Source organism: Streptomyces sp. B5E4 (assembly GCF_039871555.1).
In the GTDB taxonomy this organism is placed as follows: Bacteria; Actinomycetota; Actinomycetes; order Streptomycetales; family Streptomycetaceae; genus Streptomyces.
Window position 1 is genome coordinate 226,850 of sequence record NZ_JBDPMI010000004.1, and the last position, 20,795, is coordinate 247,644.

The following is a 20,795-nucleotide window of genomic DNA, read 5'->3' on the forward strand; positions in this document are numbered from 1 at the left end:
GGTTAGGGGAGACCCACTCGCCCACGCAGCCGATGATCCAGCGCCGTACAACGCCGGCCTGCGGAAACGGTCCGCACCGCCTGACCCAGGGCCTTACGGGAGCCGACCAGCACGACCAGCTTCTTGGCCCGGGTGACGGCCGTGTACAGCAGGTTCCGCTGGAGCATCATCCAGGCGCCGGTGGTGACGGGGATCACCACCGCCGGGTATTCGCTGCCCTGCGAACGGTGGATGGTGACGGCGTACGCGTGCGTCAGCTCGTCCAGCTCGTCGAAGTCGTACGGCACCTCCTCGTCCTCGTCCGTGAGCACCGTCAGCCGCTGCTCGTCGGCGTCCAGGGCGGTGACGACGCCGACGGTGCCGTTGAAGACCCCGTTGCTGCCCTTCTCGTAGTTGTTCCGAATCTGCGTGACCTTGTCACCGACGCGGAACGTGCGGCCGCCGAAGCGCTTCTCGGCCAGCCCCGGCCGCCCGGGGGTGACGGCCTCCTGGAGCAGCCCGTTGAGCGCGCCCGCGCCCGCGGGGCCGCGGTGCATGGGGGCCAGTACCTGAACGTCGCGGCGCGGGTCGAGCCCGAACTTGGCCGGAACCCGACGGGCGGCCACGTCCACAGTGAGCCGTCCAGCGGCCTCCGTGTCGTCCTCGGCGAAGAGGAAGAAGTCGGCGAGGCCCTGGGTGAGGGGCTGGGCCCCGGAGTTGATCCGGTGCGCGTTCGTCACCACGCCGGACTGCCGGGCCTGGCGGAAGATCCGCGTCAGCCGGATCGCGGGCACCGGACCGCCGTCGGCCAGCAGGTCCCGCAGCACCTCCCCGGCACCGACGGAGGGCAATTGGTCGACATCGCCGACGAACAGCAGGTGCGCTCCCGGCGGCACGGCCTTGGCCAGCTTGTTCGCCAGCAGCAGGTCGAGCATCGAGGCTTCGTCGACGACGACCAGGTCGGCGTCGAGCGGCCGGTCCCTGTCGTACGCGGCGTCGCCGCCCGGCTTGAGCTCCAGCAGCCGGTGGACGGTGGACGCCTCGGCGCCGGTCAGCTCCGCCAGCCGCTTGGCCGCGCGGCCCGTGGGCGCCGCCATCACCACCTTCGCCCCCTTCGCCCGGGCCAGCTCCACGATCGAGCGGACCGTGAACGACTTGCCGCAGCCCGGGCCGCCGGTCAGGACCGCGACCTTCTCCGTCAGCGCCAGCCGGACCGCCTGCTCCTGCTCGGGCGCCAGCTCGGCGCCGGTGCGACCGCCGAGCCAGCTCAGCGCTCGCCCCCAGTCGACGTCCTGGAAGGCGGGCATCCGGTCCCGCTCGGTGCGCAGCAGGCGCAGCAACTGGGCGGCCAGGGAGACCTCCGCGCGGTGGAACGGCACGAGGTAGATCCCCTGCACGTCCTCCTCCCCGGCGGGACCGGGCACCGCCTCCCGGACGACGCCCTCCTCCTTCACCAGTTCGTCCAGACACTCGATGACCAGGCCGGTGTCGACCTGCAGCAGCTTGACCGCGTCGGTGATGAGCCGCTGCTCGGGCAGGAAGCAGTTGCCCTGGTCGGAGGATTGCGACAGCGCGTACTGCAGGCCGGCCTTGACCCGCTCCGGGCTGTCGTGCGGGATGCCGACGGAGCGGGCGATGCGGTCGGCGGTGAGGAAGCCGATGCCCCAGACGTCGGCCGCCAGCCGGTACGGCTCGTTCTTCACCACGGAGATGGAGGCGTCCCCGTACGACTTGTAGATCCGCACGGCGATGGAGGTGGAGACGCCGACGCCCTGGAGGAAGAGCATGACCTCCTTGATGGCCTTCTGCTCCTCCCAGGCCGCGCCGATCAGCTTCGTCCGCTTGGGGCCGAGGCCCGGGACCTCGACGAGCCGGGCGGGATCCTGCTCGATGACGTCGAGGGTGTCGACGCCGAAGTGGTCGACGATGCGCTCGGCGATGCGCGGGCCGATGCCCTTGATCAGCCCGGAGCCGAGGTAGCGGCGGATGCCCTGGACGGTGGCGGGCAGGACCGTCCGGTAGTTCTCCACGGTGAACTGTTTGCCGTATTGCGGGTGGGAGCCCCAGCGGCCCTCCATGCGCAGCGACTCGCCGGGCTGGGCGCCGAGCAGAGCGCCCACGACCGTCAGCAGATCGCCGGCGCCGCGGCCGGTGTCGACGCGGGCGACCGTGTACCCGTTGTCCTCGTTGGCGTAGGTGATCCGCTCGAGGACCCCCTCCACCACCGCCAGTTGCGTCATGGGACAGACGCTATCGCCGGGCTCCGACATCGCGGGCCGGACTGTGGACTACTCGCCGGTTAGGGACAACCCCTGACGAGCGCAGCGAGGGGGCCCGGCCTTTGCGGCCGGGCCCCCTCGCGTGTCCCCCTCCGAAGGCTCCCCCACCCCCCTGGTACTCCCCCCGGGAAGCCTGATGCCCTATACGACCCCGATCGACGGCGAAGGGTTGCACGGCTTCGGCACTTTATCGATCTGTGATCCGACGTGCCGACATCGGTGATCGGTCGTAACGTTTCCGGCATGAAGGACAAACCAATACACAAAGCCGTCCTGGACGACCTCGGTACGGAGCAGTTGCACCAGGTCGCCACCGAGCTGGGCACCGGCAACCGGGGCGCGAAGCGGGTCGTCGGCGAGACGGTCGCCGCCCTCACCGGCTCGCTCGCCGAGGAGGCCGCAACCCCGCACGGGGCACACGAGGTCGAGCAGGCCCTCGACGAGGCACAGGGGGCCGCCCTCGCGGGCACGGCGGCGGCCACGCGCCAGGCGAGGGGCGCGGCCGCCCTGACGGGCGCCGGGACGTTCGCCGGAAACGCCCTCGGCTGCGGGATGCTGGCGACGATCGTCGGCCGGACGAGCATGCCCGTGGCCCGCGCGGTCTCGCAGCGCACGGGCATCCCCATGGCGCAGGTGTCCCGGGCGCTGAAGATCCTCACGCCGGTTGCGATGGCCGCCGTCTCGCGAGCCGCGCAGAACCGCAACGTCCGGGCAGGCGGGCTGTCCGAGATGCTCGCGGAGGAGCAGCAGGCGACCCGCAAGCCGGGCGGGGCGCTCGGCGCGCTGGCGCGGCTGTTCGGCGGCGGGCAGTCCTACGGCGGCGGGCGCCACCGCGCCTGACGGCACGGCCGGGACCGGCCCGTACCCGACGAGCGTCCCGGGGCCCGCCGCCGCCCGGATTCACCGGCACGCCGGCCGGTGGCTCAGCGCACGACCAGCCGCTCGTACCGGTCGACGATCTCCGCCAGCACCTCCGCACCGTCGCGTGCCCACAGCCCCGGGTTGAAGATCTCGACCTCGACGAAGCCCGCGTACCCCGCCTCGTCCACCCGCTCCCGGAACCAGCGCAGGTCGACGCTCCCTTCGCCCAGTTGGCCCCGTCCCAGCAGCACTCCCTCCGGCAGCGGTGTCACCCAGTCCGCCAGTTGGAAGGCCGCGATCCGGCCGGACTCCCCCGCGCGCGTGATCTGCGCCGCGACCGTGTCGTCCCACCACAAGTGGTAGGTGTCCACCACCACGCCCACCCGGTCCGCCGGAAAGCGCTCGGCCAGGTCCAGCGACTGGGCCAGCGTGGAGACCACGCACCGGTCGGCGGCGTACATCGGGTGCAGCGGCTCGATCGCCAGCCGCACGGCGCGCTCCGCCGCGTACGGCGTGAGGGCGCCCAGCGCATCCGCGATGCGCTCCCGTGCGCCGTGCAGATCGCGACTGCCCGCCGGCAGACCGCCGGAGACGAGCACGAGCGTGTCCGTCCCCAGTGTGGCGGCCTCGTCGATGGCGCGGCGGTTGTCGTCGAGGGCGGCAGTCCGCTCCCCAGGGTCGCCGGTGGTGAAGAAGCCGCCGCGGCACAGGCTCGTCACCGTCAGCCCGGCGTCGCGGAACAGCTTGCCCGCGGCCTCCACCCCGAACTCCTGGACGGGTGCGCGCCACAGCCCCACACCGCGCACCCCGGCCGCGGTGCAGCCGTCCGCGAGTTCGGGGAGCGACCACTGCCTGATGGTCTCCTGGTTGAGGCTGAGGCGGGCCGGCCCGCCGGCCGGCTGTCCGGTGCTCACAGGGCGACTCCGTGGACGGCGAGGAAGGAGGTCATGCGCCGCGCCGCGAGCTGCGGGTCGGCGAACAGGCCGAGGGCGTCGGCCTGTTCGTACGCGCGCGCGAGGTGCGGCAGGGAGCGGGCCGACTGCTGCCCGCCGACCATCGTGAAGTGGCTCTGGTGGCCGCCGAGCCAGGCCAGGAACACGACGCCCGTCTTGTAGAAGCGCGTCGGGGCCTGGAAGAGGTGGCGGGCCAGCGGCACGGTCGGGTCCAGGACCTTGCGGAAACCGGCCCCGTCGCCGGTGTCGAGGGTCCGTACCGCCTCGGCGGCCAGCGGCGCGAGCGGGTCGAAGACACCCAGGAGAGCGTGGCTGAAACCGTGCTCGTCACCCTCGATCAGCTCGGGGTAGTGGAAGTCGTCGCCCGTGTAGCAGCGCACCCCGCGGGGCAGCCTGCGGCGCAGGTCCACTTCGCGGGAGGCGTCGAGGAGGGAGACCTTGACGCCGTCGACCTTGTCCGGGTGCTGGGCGATGACGTCGAGGAACGTGTCCGTGGCGGCGTCGAGATCGGAGCTGCCCCAGTAGCCGGCGAGCGCCGGGTCGAACATGTCGCCCAGCCAGTGAAGGATCACCGGCTCGCGCGCCTGGCGCAACAGCGCGCCGTACGTCTCCACGTAGTCCTCGGGACCGCGGGCGCACGCCGCCAGCGCGCGGGAGGCCATGAGCACCGCCTGTGCACCGGCGTCCTCGACGAGGGTGAGCTGCTCCTCGTACGCGGCGCGCACACCGTCGAGGGTGGCGCCCTGGGGCGCGAGCTGGTCGGTGCCCGCACCGCAGGCGACGCGGCCGCCGTAGGCCCTGGCCTCGGCGGCGGAGCGGCGCATCAGCTCGGCGGCGCGGGTCCAGTCCAGGCCCATGCCGCGCTGGGCGGTGTCCATGGCCTCGGCGACGGCGAGGCCGTGGGACCACAGGTGGCGGCGGAAGGCGAGGGTGGCGTCCCAGTCGACCGCGGCGGGGCTGTCCGGGTCGCCGGGGTCGGCGTCCGCGTACGGGTCGGCGACGACGTGCGCGGCGGCGAAGACCGTACGGCAGGAGGGGCGCGGGCCACCGGTCGCGAGCGCCGGTGCGGGCTCCGCGCGCGGTTCGTACTCCTCCAGCACGCCCCCCGGCCTGGGCAGCCTGATCGTGGTCATCGGGCCAGCTCCGGCACCTCGACGCGCCGCCCCTCCGCGGCGGCCTTGAGGCCCAGCTCGGCGAGCTGCACCCCGCGCGCGCCTGCGAGCAGGTCCCAGTGGTACGGCTCGTCGAGCGTCAGGTGCCGCAGGAACAGCTCCCACTGGGCGCGGAAGCCGTTGGGGAACCCGGTGGGTCCGGCGTTGTCGGGCACGTCCTGCCACTGGTCGCGGAAGGTCTCCGAGACCGGCAGGTCCGGGTTCCACACCGGCATCGGCGTGGCCGCCCGGTGCTGTACGCGGCAGCCGCGCAGGCCCGCGACGGCGGAGCCTTCGGTGCCGTCGACCTGGAACTCGACCAGCTCGTCGCGGTGGACGCGGACCGTCCAGGAGGAGTTGATCTGCGCCACGACGGGACCGCCGGGCGCGGCCAGTTCGAAGATGCCGTACGCCGCGTCGTCGGCGGTCGCCTCGTACGCCTCGCCGTGCTCGTCCCAGCGGCGCGGCATGTGCGTGGTGACGTGCGCCTGCACGCTGCGCACCGGGCCGAACAGCTCGTGCAGGATGTACTCCCAGTGCGGGAACATGTCCAGCACCATCCCGCCGCCGTCCTGCGCGCGGTAGTTCCAGGAAGGCCGCTGGGCGGGCTGCCAGTCGCCCTCGAAGACCCAGTAGCCGAACTCGCCGCGGACCGACAGGATGCGGCCGAAGAAGCCGCCGTCGATGAGGCGCTTGAGTTTCAGCAGACCCGGCAGGAACAGCTTGTCCTGCACCACACCGTGTTTGATGCCCGCGTCCTGCGCCATCCGGGCGAGTTCGAGGGCGGCGGAGGCGGAGGTGGCGGTCGGCTTCTCCACGTAGATGTGTTTGCCGGCCGCGACGGCCTTCTTCACCGCTTCCTCGCGGGCGGAGGTGACCTGGGCGTCGAAGTACAGCTCCACGGAGTCGTCCGCGAGTACGGCGTCGAGGTCGGTGGTGTACTCCGGCAGGTCGTGCCGGCGGGCGATGGCCTCCAGCGCGTGCTCCCTGCGACCCACCAGAACCGGTTCGGGCCACAGCACGTCGCCGCCGCCGAGATCCAGCCCGCCTTCCTCGCGAATGGCAAGAATCGAACGGACGAGGTGCTGTCGATACCCCATCCGCCCGGTGACGCCGTTCATGGCGATACGCAGCGTCCTACGTGGCATCTGGTCTCCCATAGTAAGCGCTTTCTGCCCCGGGAGAAAGCTATCCCCGCCCGGCCTGCAGCGCAAGAGCCCGACCGGGTACGGACAAAGGCGTGCACACTCCTGCCACCCTCGCGACGCGGGCGCCGCGACGTGCAAGACTTCCGCTCACAGTTCGGACCGGCGACCGGCGCCGGGCGGGGCCCGCCCGGGCCCCGGGGATTCCGGCCGCGGAGCCGGAACGTCGTACCCAACGGGAGGCAGAGCGATGGCAGTCACCCTCGCGGACGTCGCGGCACGCGCCCGCGTCTCCGCCGCGACCGTCTCCCGGGTGCTCAGCGGCAACTACCCGGTGGCGGAGGCCACCCGCGCGCGCGTGCTGGCCGCCGTGGACGAGCTGGACTACGTCATCAACGGCCCGGCGAGCGCGCTCGCCGCCGCGACCTCCGACCTCGTCGGCGTCCTCGTCAACGACGTCGCCGACCCCTTCTTCGGCATCATGGCCAGTGCCGTGCAGTCCGAGCTGGGCAGCGAGAAGCTGGCCGTCGTCTGCAACACCGGCGGCTCCCCGGAGCGCGAGCTGACCTACCTCACGCTCCTGCTGCGCCAGCGCGCCGCCGCCGTCGTGATCACCGGAAGCGCCGTCGAGACCCCCGAGTACGCCGCGGCCAGCGCGGCCAAGGTGGGCCGGCTCGCCGCCAACGGCACGCAGGTCGTTCTCCTCGGCCGGCCGGCGAGCGCCGCACCCGAGGGCTCCGCGTTCGCCGTCGAGTTCGGCAACCGCGAGGGCGGGCGCCGGCTCACCGAGCACCTGATCTCCCTCGGCCACCGCCGCATCGGCTACGTCGCGGGCCCCGCCGACCGCACCACCACCCGGCACCGCCTCGAAGGCCACCGTGCCGCGCTCGCCGCCCACGACCTCGGCGGCGATGCCGGGGAGCTCGGCCGGCTGACGGTGCACGGCCCGTACTCCCGGACGTCCGGCTACGACGGCGCGCTCGAACTGCTGGACCGCGAGCCGGGGCTGACGGCCATCGTCGGGTCGAACGACGCGGTGGCGCTGGGCATCTGCGCGGCGCTGCGCGAGAAGGGGCTCGACATCCCCGGCGACATCTCCGTGGCGGGCTTCGACGACCTGCCGTTCAGCGCGGACGCGACGCCGGCGCTGACGACGGTGCGGCTGCCGCTGCAGGAGGCCGCGGCGCGGGCGGCGCGGCTGGCGCTGGGGCGGGAGGAGTCGCCGGCCGACGGACGCTACATGGTGCCGGCGGAGCTGGTGGCGCGGGCGTCGACGGCGGCGCCGCGGGCGTAGCGGAAGCCGGCGTTCAGGTCGATCATCCGACCGGACGAGACGGTCTGTGGATAACTCTGCACGGGGCCGACGCATGAGGGTATCTTTGACTCAGTCAAAGAAATGCGCGCGCCAGGAGGTGGGGTTCCGTGACCATCGAGGACATCCGCTCGTTCAACCGCTTCTATACGAATCTGATCGGCGCTCTCGACTACAGTCGCCAGCTCCACACGCCGTACACGCTCACCGAGGCCCGCGTGCTCTACGAGCTGAGCTATGCCCGGCAGGCCGACGCCGCCGACCTGCGCGGGGCGCTCACGCTGGACGCGGGGTATCTCAGCAGGCTGCTCGGCAAGTTCGAGAAGGACGGCCTGATCACCCGCGGGCCGTCGGCGGCCGACGCGCGGCGGCAGCGGGTGGAGCTGACACCGCGCGGGCGGGAGGCGGCGCACCTGCTGGAGGAGCGCTCGCGGGAGCAGGTGGGGACGCTGCTGGCGCAGGTGCCGGTCGAACGGCGCGCCCGGCTGGCCGCCGCGATGGGCACGGTGCGTGAGCTGCTGTCGGAGTCGGTGGTGCCGGGCCCGGTGGAGGAGGCCGAGCTGCGCGAGCCGGGGCCCGGCGAGCTGGGCTGGATCGTCAAGCGCCACGGCGAGCTGTACGCGCAGGAGTACGGGTGGGACGCGGACTTCGAGGCGCTGGTGGCCCGGATCGTCGCGGACCACACCGTACAGCGGGACCCGGCGTACGAGCGCACCTGGATCGCGGACCTGGGCGGCCGGCCGGTCGGCACGGTGATGTGCGTACGGGACGACGCGCCGGACACCGCGCGGCTGCGGCTGCTGCTGGTGGACCCGGAGGTGCGGGGGCACCGGCTGGGGACACGGCTGGTCGACGCGTGCGTCGGCTTCGCCCGCGAGGTGGGTTACCGCGAGATGGTGCTGTGGACGAACTCGGTGCTGGAGTCCGCCCGCCGCCTCTACGAGCGGGCGGGGTTCGAGCTGGTGGCCGAGAAGCCGCACCACAGCTACGGGGCGGATCTGGTGGGCCAGGACTGGCGGCTGACGCTCTGACGGATTCGGCCGGATGGCCGCCCCGGGGCGCGACGGCGGTGACGGCCGGATCGGGCGGATCGGGGCGGGCGTGGGCGTCCGGCTCCGGGCGCCGGCGCAGGCATGCCGCGGTGCTTCCGCCGGGTGGTTGCAGGCCCGGGGGCGGGGCGCGCGGAGGCCGGGTGCGGGCGGGCGGGGCCCGGTGTGCGACCAGGGCGCGGGCGGGGGCTTCGGGGGAGGTGGCGGCGGGGTTGCCAGGTGCGGTGGGGTCTGATCGACTCACGGCATGCGACTCGCCTTCTCCACCCTCGGCCTGCCTCAGCTCCCCGTCGCCGAGGTCGCTCGGCTCGCCCGCGACGGCGGCTACCAGGGCGTGGAGCTGCGGTGCCACCCCGAGGAGCCCGTGCACACCGGGCTCGGGATCGGGGAGCGGGCCGACGTGGTCGAGGAGTTCGCCGCGGCCGGGGTGGAGATCCTGACGCTGGCGAGCTACGCGGGCGTCGCCGCGGCCGGGGACGACGAGCCGGTGGTCACCGAGATGCGCGAGTTGCTGGCGCTCGCCCGGGACTTGGGTGCCGCCCACGTCCGGGTCTTCCCGCGCGGAGGCGATCAGCCTGACGTGGAGGCGGACCCCACCGCCGCCCGCCGGCTCGCCGCCGTGGCCCCGTATGCCGCGGACCTCGGCGTGCGCGTGCTGCTGGAGACCCACGACTCGCACCGCACCGGCGCAGACGTCGCCCGCATCCTGGACCTCGTCGGGCACAAGAGCACCGGCGCGCTGTGGGACGTGATGCTCACCTGGCTCGGCGGCGAGGAGCCGCAGGAGTCGTTCGCGGCGCTCTCCCCATACCTCGGCTATGTGCAGGTCAAGGACGCGGCGTCGCGGGAGGATCTGGCGCCGCTGGCGCTGGGCGAGGGAACGGTGCCGCTGGCGGAGTGCCTGGCGGTGCTCACGGAGGCGGGCTGGGACGGCTGGCTGTGCTGGGAGTACGAGAAGCGCTGGTTCCCCGAGGCCCGGGAGCTCGCCCCGCTGCTGGCCGGAGGCCGCGAGCATCTGCTGCGGCTGCTGGCCGACGTGGCCTGAATACGCGCCACCCCGCGGCGTAGGCCCGGCACCGCCGGGGGCCCGCAACCGCATGTGACCGTGCAACTCCGCACCTCAGCACGGCTCTTCGGGCTGAGGCCCCGATCGCCGTATGTCACAGGTCGGTTGTGAAACCAAGGGGCCGACTGGCCCAATCCTTGCGCCGCTGCCTACGCTGAGGCGCGACTTGCACATGCACACGGGGAAACGGGGGTTCGAACCGTCATGAAGCTCTGCGCACCGGCGAGTGCCGTGGCACTGGCCGCGGCGGTCACGCTGCTGACGGCGTGCGGGTCGTCGGACGACAAGCCCGACCGGATCACGGGCGCCAAGGAATCGACGACGGACACGGAGGACTCTGCGTCCGCCTCGCCGTCCCCGGCCGCGGACAACGGCGCCGACGCGCCGGAGTTCGACTTTCCCGACGACGTCACGGTCGAGGTGGAGAGCGAGCCGACGGGCGACGCCACCGAGGACGCGATCCTGCGCGACCACGGCTACGCCGTGCAGTCGATACGCCTCGGCTACGCGAAGCAGGACCCGCGCCTGGACGTCCTGGAGCGGTACCTCGGCGGCGACGCCCTGCTGGGCTGGCGCGCGGGCATCGACGAGTTCGTCGCGGACGGCAAGACGGTCTCCGGCACCGTGCGGTACTACGACCGCGAAGTCGCCTCGCAGAAGGGCGACGTGGCGTCCGTCGTGTACTGCGAGGATCAGACGGACTCGTACGCGAAGATCGCCGACTCCGGCAAGGTGCTGAAGACCGAGCCGAGCGCCGACGACTTCATCCGGCACGTCTCGACGATGCGCAAGACGGCGGACGGCCGCTGGCAGATGGTCCACGAGTCCGACGAACAGGGAGCAGCGCAGTGCGGAACCTCCTGAGCACCAGGCGTACGGCGGCGGTGTCCATAGCCGGCGCGGCCCTCGCCCTCGCGGCGGCCGGACCCGCGACCGCGGGCGACGGGACGGGCCAGGGCGGCTCCGACCAGATCGGCTCCCGGGTGGATTTCAGCCACAGCAGCCCGGGCTCCGGCGAGACCTCGCCCATGACGCCGATCGGCGGCAGCTGGTCGCCGCCGTCGTGCTGGTACGAGCCGCGCTACACACCGGACCAGATGGACGACTACGTCCACGAGACCTACAACGCCGAGCACAACGCCACCTCGGCGATCTCCGAACTCGTCACCGACGACAGCACCTTCGACCTCCGCAAGGACAAGGAAGGGCTCTGGTGGGAGCTGTCCTACCCGAAGGAGGGTGGAGTGACGGCCGAGGAGTGCCCGGCGACGAAGTCCTTCATGTTCATCGGGCCCGAGGAGCCCGCGGAGCCGAACACCGACGTGATCGACCCGGAGACCCTGGCGGCGCTCGCGTACAACGAGACCGAGCTGCCCGCCCCGCCGGTGGACCTGAAGCCCAACGCCGACCGCCAGGTGGTGAACCTGGAGACCCTCGCCGTGCTCGACCCGGCCGAGTTGCAGCGCGTCTGGGTCACCGCCTTCATCGACCCGCCGGGCATGGAGCGGATCGCCGCCACCACCGTCGCCACCCCGCAGCGGCTGCGGCTGGAGGCCGGCACGGAGTACGCGGATCCGAACGTCTGCGAGTACGACCTCGTGCGCAGGGGCGGCGGGTTCGCCGTGGACACCGAGGACGCCGGCTGCAACATCACGTACCGCAAGTCCTCCGGCGAGGGGACGTACGAGCTGGAAGCCTCGCTCACCTGGAACGTCAGCTGGAACCCGACCGAGAGCCCGGACGGGACGCCCGTGCACGAGGACTTCCCCGACGGCCAGTCCACGACCGAGATCCCGGTGACCGTCAAGGAGATCCAGACGGTGGTGCGCTGAGCGGCTGAGCCGGAGCCGGCGGCCGTCGCCCGCGGCGGCGCGCCGGCCCCGTGTCACATCCGCCGCCCCGGCGGGCTCATATCTCCGAGTCTCGACGAGGGGATGACGTGAGCGATGGAGGAGACCAAGCGGCTGGCCGAGCGGTTCGAGCAGCACCGGCATCGGTTGCGTGCCGTGGCCTACCGGATGCTGGGATCGGCGGCCGAGGCCGAGGACGCGGTTCAGGACGCCTGGCTGCGGCTCTGGCGTTCCGGCGGGGAGGGGATCGGCAATCTCGGCGGCTGGCTGACCACCGTCGTGGCCAGGGAGTGCCTGCACATCCTCCGTTCCCGGCGGCGGGATGAGCCGCGCGCGACCGGGCCGGCCGTGCCCCCGGACGGCGCGCTCGACCCCGAGCAGGAAGCGCTGCTGGCCGACTCGGTGGGGCTGGCCCTGCTCGTGGTGCTCGACCGGCTCGGTCCGGCCGAGCGGCTGGCGTTCGTGCTGCACGACATGTTCGCGCTGCCGTACGACGAGATCGCGCGCATCCTGGGCCGCACGCCGGCCGCGGCACGGCAACTGGCCAGCCGGGCACGGCGACGGGTGAACGACGCCGAAGCGCCGTCGCCCGAACCGGACCTGGCACGGCAGCGCAAGGTGGTCGACGCCTTCTACGCGGCTTCACGGGCCGGTGACTTCGACGCCCTGGTCCGGATTCTCGACCCCGACGTCGTGCTGACCACCGGCTTCGGGGACGACGGCCGGCGTGTCGTCGTCCGCGGCGCGGCGGCCGTGGCCGGGCAGGCCCGCGGCCCGTACGGCGGCCGGCTGCACCCGGTGGTGGTCGACGGCGCGGTCGGCGCGTTGATCACCATCGAGGGCCGGCCGTTCGCGGTGCTCGTCTTCACCGTCGCGGGCGACCGGATCGCCGCCATCGACGGGATCCGCGACCCCGAGCTGGTCCGCCGCTTCGCCGCCGTCGCCGGAATTTTCAGGCCGCCCGTCACATCGCCGGTGCGCGAGGGCTCATAGGGCGACAGGTTTCCCGACCACGAGGGAGGACACCGTGGGTTCACGGATCCCCGACGCCAACGCGCACCTGCCCGAGATCCAGGAACTGGCCGGCACGATGACGAAGGCACTCGGCAACGGCTCGGTGCCGGCGGCCACCGTCAGCCTGGTGTATCTGCGCGCCGGCCAGATCGTCGGCAGCACCTACCAGGTGCTGCGGCACTCGGTCGACCTGCGTATGGCGGGCGAGTCCGAGGACAGGATCGCCGCCGTGGCGACCTGGCGGGACGCGCCGTGCTTCACCGGCGCCGAGCGGGCCGCGCTGGCACTGACCGACGCCGTCTTCCGCCCCGCCGCGCACGGCGGGGAGCGCGTGCCGGACGACCTGTACGCCGAGGTCGCGAAGCACTACGACGGCAAGGCGATGGCCACGCTGATGCTGCTGCTCGCTGCGGCCGGCTTCTGGATGAACGTGGCGCTCGTCAACCGGCCGGCACCCGCGCCGGCCTGACGTCGTCCCGCGGCGGGCGGGGGCCGCCCCGGCGGTCCCCGCCCCCGCTCCCGTGCGTGCGCTCACCACGCCGCCCGCCGCCCAGCGACGTCACGGCCACCCCGCCGACCAGCAGCAGCGCCGCCGCCCAGCGCAGCCCCGTGATCTCCTCGCCGAGGAACAGCGCCGCCGAGGACATCCCCGCGACCGGCACCAGCAGCGAGAACGGCGCCACCGTCGAGGCGTCGTACGTACGCAGCAGGTACCCCCACGCCCCGAAGCCGAAGATCGTGGCGACCCACGCGATGAAGACGACCGCGCCGACACCCGCCCAGTCCAGCGACTGCAGTGCCTCCCAGTCCCGCTCCGGCCCTTCGAAGAGCAGCGACAGCGCGAGCAGCGGCAGTACGGGCACGCAGGAGACCCACACCATGAAGCGCAGCCCGTCCGGCGGGGCCGCCTTGCGCATGACGACGTTCGCGACACCCCAGCTGAACGCGGCCGCGAGCACGATCGCGAACGCCCCCAGGGGCCCCGAGCCCCCCTCGTCCACGGCGGCCAGTGCGACCCCGCAGAGCGCCACCCCCATGCCCGCCAGCCGCACCCGGCCCGGCCGCTCCCCCAGTACCACGGCGGCTATGCACACGGTGAACACCGCCTGGATCTGCAGTACCAACGACGACAGCCCGGCCGGCATCCCCCGCTCCATACCGATGAACAGCAGCCCGAACTTCGCCACCCCCAGCGCGAGCCCGACCGCCAGGATCCATTTGAACGCCACTTGCGGCCGGCCGATGAGGAACACCGCGGGCAGCGCCGCCACCAGGAAGCGCAGCGCGGTGAACAGCAGCGGTGGGAAGTGGTCGAGGCCCACGTCGATGACGACGAAGTTCAGGCCCCAGAGAAAGGCGACGAAGACGGCGAGTGCGATGTGCAGCGGGCGCATGCACCCAGGATCGGGCCGGACGACCGTGAAGCACCAGCATGTATTACTTCATGATTGGATGTAGGAACGCTGAACTCTGGGAGTGGCCATGCTCGATCTGTCCCGGCTCCGCGCGCTGCACGCCGTCGCCGTCCACGGCTCCGTGGGCTCCGCCGCGGCGGCCCTCGGCTACACCCCGTCCGCCGTCTCCCAGCAGATCGCCAAGCTGGAGCGCGAGACCCGCACGCCGCTGCTGGAGCGCCGCGGCCGGGGGGTGACGCTCACCGACGCCGCCCAGCACCTCGCGGCCACGGCGGAGCAGTTGCTCGCGATCGTCGAGGAGGCCGAGACCTCGTTGGAGGAGCGCCGCGGCCGGCCCATGGGGCGGCTGACGGTGGCCTGCTTCGCGACCGCCGCCCGCGGGCTGCTGCCCGCGACGCTGGCCGCGCTCTCCGCGGAACACCCCGCGCTCGACACCCGCATGCTGGAGGCGGACCCGCACCTCTCCCCCGGCCTGGTCACCCGTGGTGTGGCCGATCTCGCCGTCGCCCACGACTGGGACACCGCCCCGCTGCCCACCCCCGAGGGGATGGAGCTGGCGCCCATCGGCGACGACCTGTGCGACATCTGCGTCCCGGCCGACCACCCCTTCGCCCGGCGCACCGCGCTCGTCCGCGCGGATCTCGTGGGCGAGCGCTGGATCTGCCAGCCGCCGGGCTCGACGTGCCACGACTGGCTCGTACGCACCCTGCGCACCTCGGGCCACGAGCCGGATCTCGCCTACCAGGTCGCCGAGTACGCCTCGCAGCTCGCGCTGGTGGGGGCCGGTCTGGGCATCGCGCTGGTGCCGCGGCTGGGCCGTGGTCCGCTGCCGGCGGGGGTCGTCGCGGTGCCGCTGGAGCCGGTGCCGGTGCGGCGGGTGTACGCGCTGTGGCGTACGGGCGCCGCGCGCCGGCCGGCGATCCGGGAGGCGGTGCGGCTGCTGCAGCGGGAGTGGAAGGAACGGGTCGGCGGCTGAGGCGCGGGGACGCCGGTCCCGTACGCCCGCCCTGCCCGGTCGGTCACGTCCCGGGCGCACGGCCGCGCCCGCGGGCGGTGACACCCGCGGGCGCGGCTTCGTGCGGCTCAGCGGACCCGGCTCACGGCCGGAGCGACTGCTCCCGCAGCTCCTTCTTCGTCACCTTGTCCAGCCCGCTGTCGTACGCGGCCAGCGGCTTCGCCTTCGCGGTGCCGGCCTCGACACCGGCCCAGTCGAGGATCCGCTCGGTGGCGTGGGCGCGCTGCTCGTCCGGGAGCTGACTGACCCGGGCACCGTGGTTCGCACCGGGCGCGGTGTAGACGTACGAGTCATGCGCGCCCTTACCGAGGCGGAACGGCTCGGCGCCCCACGGGTCGTTCTCGCCGTAGACGAAGAGCATCTGGTCGGCGTTCTTGCGCACCCACTTGTCGACGTCGTTCATCACCGACGGCTTGAAGCGCATGTCGATGTCGCGCGGCACGAAGTTCCGCGGCGGCAGGTAGCCGTAGCGGCTCAGGTCCTTCACGTGCGGCAGCCGGATGGTGGGCGCGCCCAGCTCGGTGCCCGCCTGGTAGTAGTACGGCGTGTACGGCGCGAGCCCCTGGTCGGTGTAGAAGGACCAGCCGGCGATGGCGTCGACGTAGTCGTACAGCTCCTGGTCGGAGACGGTGGCGGCGTCCGGCACGTCGGCGCAGTCGGCGGCCGAGCTGTACTGCCAGAAGCCCCACACGAGGTCGAGGACGGTCGCCTCGAACGCCTTGTCCAGGCTGCCGATTGTGGTGAAGGTCGCGCCCGACCCCGCGGCCCACGCCGCGTACTTCTCCGACAGCGCGTCCCGCCGGACCAGCGCCTCGCGCTGCACGGCGTTGAGCGCGTCCCGGCACTCCTTCGTCCCGACCCGCTCGAAGAACCGGTCGTAGGCCGCGTCCTCGTCGTTCACCACGTCGTTCGGCGCGACGTAGGCGACGATGCCGTCCATGTCACGCGGGTAGAAGCGCTCGTAGTACGTGGCGGTCATGCCGCCCTTGCTGCCGCCGGTGGCCAGCCAGTTCTCGTCGTAGATGTCATTCAGCGCGCCGAAGATGCGGTGCTGGTCGCTGGCGGCCTGCCAGATGTCGAGCTTCTTCCAGTCCGCGGGGTCGGGCCGGGACGGGGTGAAGAACCGGTACTCCATCGAGACCTGGTTGCCGTCCACGATCTGCGTGGGCTCGCTGCGGGACGGCGTCGTGGACACGTTGTAGCCGCCGGTGGAGAAGACCGTGGGCCGGTCGGTGTCCTTGTGCAGCACGGTGATCCGCTGCTGGAAGGTCCGGCCCTGCGGCTTCCGGTGGTCGACGGGCTGTGTGTAGTTCAAAACGAAGTAGCGGTAGCCGTCGACCGGCTTCTCCTCGATCAGGCTCATGCCCTTGATCGAGAGGAGCCGGTCCTTGATGTCGGCCTCGTCCGCGGTGGCGGCACCGACCGGCGAACTGCCCAGCCCCACCGTGCCGGTGAGCACGGCCAGACTCAGCAGCCATCCGAGCTTCCTGCGCATCTTCCCTCCCCGGGTTCACAAATGACCCTCGGAACCTAGCCGCGTTGGCCACGCCGGAGAAGAACGCCGAGCCCCCTGTGGAAAACTTTCCACACATTGCGCTGCATCGATTACTCTGAGTAGCGGAATGTGATGTCGGGGGCAGGAAGGCAGGGCCGAGCGATGGTGCAGAACAGCCCGGGGGGATTCCGCGAGCTGCGTCGGCGGTTTCGCCGGCTGCGGCGCCGGCTCCCTCGTCCATGGGGCCGGCGCCATCGGCTACGGCTACGCCGCCGCGGGTTCCACCGAGCCCGCGTAGGTCCGCCACAGTTCCGCGTACCGGCCGCCGTGGGCGAGCAGTTCCTCGTGCGTCCCGTCCTCGGCGACGCGGCCGTGGTCGAGGACCACGACGCGGTCGGCGCGGGCCGCCGTCGTCAGCCGGTGGGCGACGACGAGGGTCGTGCGGCGGCCCGCGAGACGGTCCGTGGCGCTGTTGACCGCGGCCTCGGTGGCGAGGTCGAGCGCGGCGGTGGCCTCGTCGAGGAGCAGGATGTCGGGGTCGACCAGCTCGGCGCGGGCCAGGGCGATGAGCTGGCGCTGGCCCGCGGAGAGGTTGCGGCCCCGCTCGGCGACGTCGTGGAGGTAGCCGCCGGGCAGCGAGGCGATCATGTCGTGGGCGCCGACGGCCCGCGCGGCGGCCTCGACCCGGGCGTCGGAGGCGTCGGGGCGCCCGTAGGCGATGGCGTCGCGCACGGTGCCGGAGAAGAGGTAGGACTCCTGCGGGACGACGCCGAGGCGGTGGCGGTAGCCGGTGAGGTCGAGCTCGCGCAGGTCGGTGCCGTCGACGCGGACCGCGCCGCGGGTCGGGTCGTAGAACCGGGCGGCGAGCTTGACCAGCGTGGACTTGCCGGCGCCGGTCTCGCCGACGAACGCGACGGTCTGCCCGGCCGGGATCGTCAGATCGAGCCCGGTCAGCGCCGCCTCCGCGGCGCCCTCGGCCTGCCCTTCGTACGCGAAGTGCACGTCGTCGAAGGCGATCTCACCGCTCAGTCGCCCGACCGGCCGCGGCTTCGCGGGCAGCGGCGTGGACGGCTTCTCGTGCAGGAGTTCCCGGATGCGGCCGAGCGCGACGGCCGCCTGCTGGTAGCCGTCGAAGACCTGGGAGAGCTGCTGCACGGGGGCGAAGAACAGATCGATGTACAGCAGGTACGCGACGAGCGCGCCCGCGGTGAGCGTCCCCGCGGCCACCCGGTCGGAACCGACCCACAGCACGCCGACGGTGGCGAAGGAGGCGAGGAGCTGCACGAACGGGAAGTAGACGGAGATGAGCCACTGGCCGCGTACCCGGGCCCGGCGGTAGCCGTCGCTGCGCTCGGCGAACCGGGCGGCGCCGCCGTCCTCGCGGCGGAAAGCCTGCACGATGCGCAGCCCGGCGACCGACTCCTGCAGGTCGCCGTTGACGACGCTGACGCGCTCGCGCGCCAGCTCGTACGCCTTGACGCTCTGCCGCCGGAAGAAGAACGTGCCGACGATCAGCGGCGGCAGGGTGGTGAAGACGATCACGGCGAGCTGGAGGTCGATGACCAGCAGCGCGACCAGGATGCCGAAGAAGGTGAGCAGCGAGACGACCGCGGTGACCAGTCCGGTCTGCAGGAACGTGGACAGGGCGTCCACGTCCGTGGTCATCCGGGTCATGATCTTGCCGGTCAGATGGCGCTCGTAGTAGTCGAGCCCGAGCCGCTGGAGCTGGGCGAAGATCTTGACGCGCAGGGCGTAGAGCACGCGCTCGCCGGTGCGGCCGGTGAGCCGGGTGGCACCGATCTGGGCGGCCCACTGGCCGAGCACGACGGCGAGCGCGAGACCCGAGGCCGTCCACACGGCGCCGAGGGAGAGCTGCTGGACGCCGTCGTCGATGCCGTGCCGGATGAGGACGGGCAGCAGCAGGCCGGCGACCGCGTCACCGGCGACGAAGAGCAGGGCGACGGCGAGCGGCGCGCCGAAGCCGCGCAGCAGCCGGCGCAGGCCGTACGAGACCTCCGGGGCCTCGGCCTGGTCCTCGTTCACATCGGGGGCGTCGGTGGCGGGCGGCAGGGCGGCGACCTTGGCCAGCAGCTCGGGGCTCCCGGGCGAGCCGGCGAGCATGCCCGCGAAGCCGGAGGGGTCGCCGGCGGAGGCAGTGGAGTTGCCGCCTCCCTCGGCGCTCTTCTCCCCGGTCTCCTTGCGCACCCACAGGTCGGGGGTGACCCCGTCGACGCTGGCGTGGGTGTCGGCGGCGACCTGTCCCGCGGGGTCGCGCTCGCGGTCCGCCAGCTCGTCCGGGTCGGTCAGCAGCCGGCGGTAGAGCGGGCAGCGGGCCTGCAGTTCCTCGTGGGTGCCGACGTCGACCAGCCTGCCGCCGTCGAGGACGGCGATGCGGTCGGCGAGCGCCAGGGTGGACTGGCGGTGCGCGATGAGCAGAGTGGTGCGGCCGGCCATGACGCTTCGGAGCGCCTCGTGGATCTCGTGCTCGACGCGGGCGTCGACCGCGGAGGTGGCGTCGTCCAGGAGCAGCAGCCGGGGGTCGGTGAGGATCGCGCGGGCCAGCGCGATGCGCTGGCGCTGGCCGCCGGAGAGGGTCATGCCCTGCTCGCCGACGACGGTGTCGTAACCCGCCGGGAGGCCGGCGCCCGGGCCGCCGTCCCCGGCGTCCTCGTCGTCGCCGGGAGCGGCTCCGTTGCCCATCGCGGTGATGAAGCCGTCGGCCTGCGCGGCGCGGGCGGCGGCGCGGATCTCCTCGTCGGTGGCGTCGGGCTTGCCGTAGGCGATGTTGTCACGGATGGACTCGGAGAACAGGAAGCTGTTCTCGGGCACGAGCCCGATGGCCGCCCGCAGGGAGGGCAGCGTGAGGTCGCGTACGTCGTGGCCGCCGATGCGGACGGCACCGCCGTCCGGTGCGACGTCGTAGTAGCGGGGTATCAGCATCGACAGCGTCGACTTGCCGCTGCCGGAGGCACCGACGACGGCCATCGTCTCGCCGGGCTCGACGCGCAGCGTCAGCCGGTCGAGCACCGGATGCCCGGGGTCGTAGCCGAAGGACACGGCGTCGAACTCGACGTCGGCGGGGGCGTCGGCCGGCAGTTCACGGGCGCCGGGCCGGTCGGACAGCTCCGGCTCGGTGTCGATCAGCTCGTAGACCCGCTCCACGCCCGCGCGGGCCTGCTGCCCGACGGTGAGCATCATCGCGAGCATCCGGACCGGGCCGACGAGCTGCGCGAGATAGGTGGAGAAGGCGACGAAGGTGCCGAGGGTGATCTGCCCGCGGGTGGCCATCCAGCCGCCGAGCGCGAGCATGCCGACCTGGCCGAGGGAGGGGACGGCCTGCAGGGCGGGGGTGTAGCGGGCGTTCATGCGGACGGTGCGCAGCCGGGCCGCGTAGAGCTTGCGGCTGATGGCGCGGAGCTTGCCGGTCTCCTGCCGCTCCTGGCCGAAGCCCTTGACGACGCGGACGCCGCCGACGGCGCCGTCCACGACGGAGGCGACGGTGCCGGCCTGCTGCTGGGCGTACCAGGTGGCGGGGAAGAGGCGGGTGCGGCTGCGGTTGGCTATCCACCACAGGGCGGGGGCGACGCCGAGGGCGACGAGGGTGAGCGTCGGGGACAGCACGATCATGACGACCAGGGAGACCGCGAACAGCAGCACGTTGCCGATCATCATCGGGATCATGAAGAGCAGGCCCTGGACGAGCTGCAAGTCGGTGGTGCCGCGGCCGACGACCTGGCCGGTGGACAGCTCGTCCTGGCGGCGGCCGTCGAGCCGGACGATCGCGTCGTACATCTCGGTGCGCAGGTCGTGCTGCACGTCGAGGGCGAGCCGGCCGCCGTAGTAGCGCCGGACATAGGTGAGGCCGTAGACCGCGAGGGCGGCGAGGACCATGAGGGCGGCCAGGGGCGCGAGCGCCCGGTCGCCGGAGACGATCACGTCGTCGATGATCAGCTTGGGGATGAGCGGGACGAGGGCCATGATGCCCATCCCGGCGAGGGAGGCGCCGAGGGAGAGCAGGACGTTGCGGCGATAGCGCAGACAGTGCCGGACGAGCCGCCGCGCCCAGCCCTCGGGTGGGCTTGGCGAAGGTGTCCGCTCGGCCGGGGTCTCGTCCGATGGGGTCCGTGCCGCAGGGATCTTCCCCGATGGTTCCGCCACCGGCCGCCTCCGCCTCAGTGTCGATGGTCCTGGTCCAGGATCCACAACCTACG

The 20,795-nt window shown here is 72.8% G+C and carries 16 protein-coding genes; 9 read left to right on the top strand and 7 right to left on the bottom strand.

Features of this window, described 5'->3' with window-relative positions:
- Positions 1 to 2: 2 nt before the first annotated feature.
- The gene (locus ABGA99_RS08120; protein ID WP_347576632.1) at positions 3 to 2,219 is read right to left on the bottom strand and encodes an ATP-dependent RecD-like DNA helicase; all 2,217 of its coding nucleotides are present in this window, start codon (positions 2,217 to 2,219) and stop codon (positions 3 to 5) included.
- A gap of 282 nt (positions 2,220 to 2,501) precedes the next feature.
- On the opposite strand from ABGA99_RS08120, the gene ABGA99_RS08125 reads away from it, so the two are divergent.
- Positions 2,502 to 3,098, top strand: a complete 597-nt coding sequence (locus ABGA99_RS08125; RefSeq protein ID WP_347576633.1) for a DUF937 domain-containing protein — start codon at positions 2,502 to 2,504, stop codon at positions 3,096 to 3,098.
- Positions 3,099 to 3,181: 83 nt separating this feature from the next.
- Here the strand turns inward: ABGA99_RS08125 and ABGA99_RS08130 are convergent, their stop codons facing one another.
- From ABGA99_RS08130 to ABGA99_RS08140, 3 genes are read right to left on the bottom strand one after another with little or no spacing between them, the layout of a single operon-like run.
- A complete protein-coding gene (locus ABGA99_RS08130; protein WP_347582406.1) occupies positions 3,182 to 4,033 on the bottom strand; it encodes a sugar phosphate isomerase/epimerase family protein in 852 nt (283 codons plus the stop codon).
- Complete coding sequence (locus ABGA99_RS08135; RefSeq protein ID WP_347576635.1) at positions 4,030 to 5,205, bottom strand: dihydrodipicolinate synthase family protein; 1,176 nt, start codon at positions 5,203 to 5,205, stop codon at positions 4,030 to 4,032. Before ABGA99_RS08135 ends, ABGA99_RS08130 begins: the two co-directional genes overlap by 4 nt.
- On the bottom strand, positions 5,202 to 6,371 hold the full coding sequence (locus ABGA99_RS08140) for a Gfo/Idh/MocA family oxidoreductase (protein ID WP_347576636.1): 1,170 nt from the start codon (positions 6,369 to 6,371) through the stop codon (positions 5,202 to 5,204). The genes ABGA99_RS08135 and ABGA99_RS08140 overlap by 4 nt, the downstream gene beginning before the upstream one ends.
- Positions 6,372 to 6,618: 247 nt before the next feature.
- On the opposite strand from ABGA99_RS08140, the gene ABGA99_RS08145 reads away from it, so the two are divergent.
- From ABGA99_RS08145 to ABGA99_RS08175, 7 genes are all read left to right on the top strand, one after another.
- Positions 6,619 to 7,662: a LacI family DNA-binding transcriptional regulator gene (locus tag ABGA99_RS08145; protein WP_347576637.1), complete on the top strand. Its 1,044-nt coding sequence runs from the start codon at positions 6,619 to 6,621 to the stop codon at positions 7,660 to 7,662.
- A gap of 128 nt (positions 7,663 to 7,790) precedes the next feature.
- Positions 7,791 to 8,711, top strand: a complete 921-nt coding sequence (locus tag ABGA99_RS08150) for a helix-turn-helix domain-containing GNAT family N-acetyltransferase (protein WP_347582407.1) — start codon at positions 7,791 to 7,793, stop codon at positions 8,709 to 8,711.
- Positions 8,712 to 8,976: 265 nt separating this feature from the next.
- On the top strand, positions 8,977 to 9,774 hold the full coding sequence (locus ABGA99_RS08155; RefSeq protein WP_347576639.1) for a sugar phosphate isomerase/epimerase family protein: 798 nt from the start codon (positions 8,977 to 8,979) through the stop codon (positions 9,772 to 9,774).
- Positions 9,775 to 9,999: 225 nt separating this feature from the next.
- Complete coding sequence (locus ABGA99_RS08160) at positions 10,000 to 10,659, top strand: hypothetical protein (RefSeq protein WP_347576640.1); 660 nt, start codon at positions 10,000 to 10,002, stop codon at positions 10,657 to 10,659.
- The gene (locus ABGA99_RS08165) at positions 10,644 to 11,627 is read left to right on the top strand and encodes a hypothetical protein (protein ID WP_347582408.1); all 984 of its coding nucleotides are present in this window, start codon (positions 10,644 to 10,646) and stop codon (positions 11,625 to 11,627) included. Before ABGA99_RS08160 ends, ABGA99_RS08165 begins: the two co-directional genes overlap by 16 nt.
- A gap of 114 nt (positions 11,628 to 11,741) precedes the next feature.
- Positions 11,742 to 12,638: a sigma-70 family RNA polymerase sigma factor gene (locus ABGA99_RS08170; protein WP_347582409.1), complete on the top strand. Its 897-nt coding sequence runs from the start codon at positions 11,742 to 11,744 to the stop codon at positions 12,636 to 12,638.
- A gap of 34 nt (positions 12,639 to 12,672) precedes the next feature.
- Positions 12,673 to 13,128 carry a carboxymuconolactone decarboxylase family protein gene (locus ABGA99_RS08175; protein WP_347582410.1) on the top strand — a complete coding sequence of 152 codons (456 nt, stop codon included), beginning with the start codon at positions 12,673 to 12,675 and terminating at the stop codon, positions 13,126 to 13,128.
- Here the strand turns inward: ABGA99_RS08175 and ABGA99_RS08180 are convergent.
- The gene (locus ABGA99_RS08180) at positions 13,100 to 14,053 is read right to left on the bottom strand and encodes an EamA family transporter (protein WP_347576644.1); all 954 of its coding nucleotides are present in this window, start codon (positions 14,051 to 14,053) and stop codon (positions 13,100 to 13,102) included. The genes ABGA99_RS08175 and ABGA99_RS08180 overlap by 29 nt on opposite strands.
- Before the next feature lie 88 nt (positions 14,054 to 14,141).
- Between ABGA99_RS08180 and ABGA99_RS08185 the strand changes: the two genes are divergently transcribed.
- The gene (locus ABGA99_RS08185; RefSeq protein WP_347576645.1) at positions 14,142 to 15,050 is read left to right on the top strand and encodes a LysR family transcriptional regulator; all 909 of its coding nucleotides are present in this window, start codon (positions 14,142 to 14,144) and stop codon (positions 15,048 to 15,050) included.
- A 121-nt stretch (positions 15,051 to 15,171) separates the two neighbouring features.
- On the opposite strand, the gene ABGA99_RS08190 is transcribed toward ABGA99_RS08185, so the two are convergent.
- Both ABGA99_RS08190 and ABGA99_RS08195 read right to left on the bottom strand, forming a co-directional pair.
- Complete coding sequence (locus tag ABGA99_RS08190) at positions 15,172 to 16,584, bottom strand: S28 family serine protease (protein WP_347582411.1); 1,413 nt, start codon at positions 16,582 to 16,584, stop codon at positions 15,172 to 15,174.
- A 264-nt stretch (positions 16,585 to 16,848) separates the two neighbouring features.
- Positions 16,849 to 20,622: an ABC transporter ATP-binding protein gene (locus ABGA99_RS08195; protein ID WP_347582448.1), complete on the bottom strand. Its 3,774-nt coding sequence runs from the start codon at positions 20,620 to 20,622 to the stop codon at positions 16,849 to 16,851.
- Positions 20,623 to 20,795: the final 173 nt, after the last annotated feature.

What these genes read in the sequence shown, in the direction of transcription:
- ABGA99_RS08140 (WP_347576636.1), bottom strand. Translation starts at nt 6,371, where the DNA reads ATGCCACGTAGGACGCTGCGTATCGCCATGAACGGCGTCACCGGGCGG.
- ABGA99_RS08145 (WP_347576637.1), top strand. Translation starts at nt 6,619, where the DNA reads ATGGCAGTCACCCTCGCGGACGTCGCGGCACGCGCCCGCGTCTCCGCC.
- ABGA99_RS08180 (WP_347576644.1), bottom strand. Translation starts at nt 14,053, where the DNA reads ATGCGCCCGCTGCACATCGCACTCGCCGTCTTCGTCGCCTTTCTCTGG.
- ABGA99_RS08125 (WP_347576633.1), top strand. Translation starts at nt 2,502, where the DNA reads ATGAAGGACAAACCAATACACAAAGCCGTCCTGGACGACCTCGGTACG.
- ABGA99_RS08135 (WP_347576635.1), bottom strand. Translation starts at nt 5,205, where the DNA reads ATGACCACGATCAGGCTGCCCAGGCCGGGGGGCGTGCTGGAGGAGTAC.
- ABGA99_RS08155 (WP_347576639.1), top strand. Translation starts at nt 8,977, where the DNA reads ATGCGACTCGCCTTCTCCACCCTCGGCCTGCCTCAGCTCCCCGTCGCC.
- ABGA99_RS08190 (WP_347582411.1), bottom strand. Translation starts at nt 16,584, where the DNA reads ATGCGCAGGAAGCTCGGATGGCTGCTGAGTCTGGCCGTGCTCACCGGC.
- ABGA99_RS08185 (WP_347576645.1), top strand. Translation starts at nt 14,142, where the DNA reads ATGCTCGATCTGTCCCGGCTCCGCGCGCTGCACGCCGTCGCCGTCCAC.
- ABGA99_RS08160 (WP_347576640.1), top strand. Translation starts at nt 10,000, where the DNA reads ATGAAGCTCTGCGCACCGGCGAGTGCCGTGGCACTGGCCGCGGCGGTC.
- ABGA99_RS08120 (WP_347576632.1), bottom strand. Translation starts at nt 2,219, where the DNA reads ATGACGCAACTGGCGGTGGTGGAGGGGGTCCTCGAGCGGATCACCTAC.
- ABGA99_RS08170 (WP_347582409.1), top strand. Translation starts at nt 11,742, where the DNA reads ATGGAGGAGACCAAGCGGCTGGCCGAGCGGTTCGAGCAGCACCGGCAT.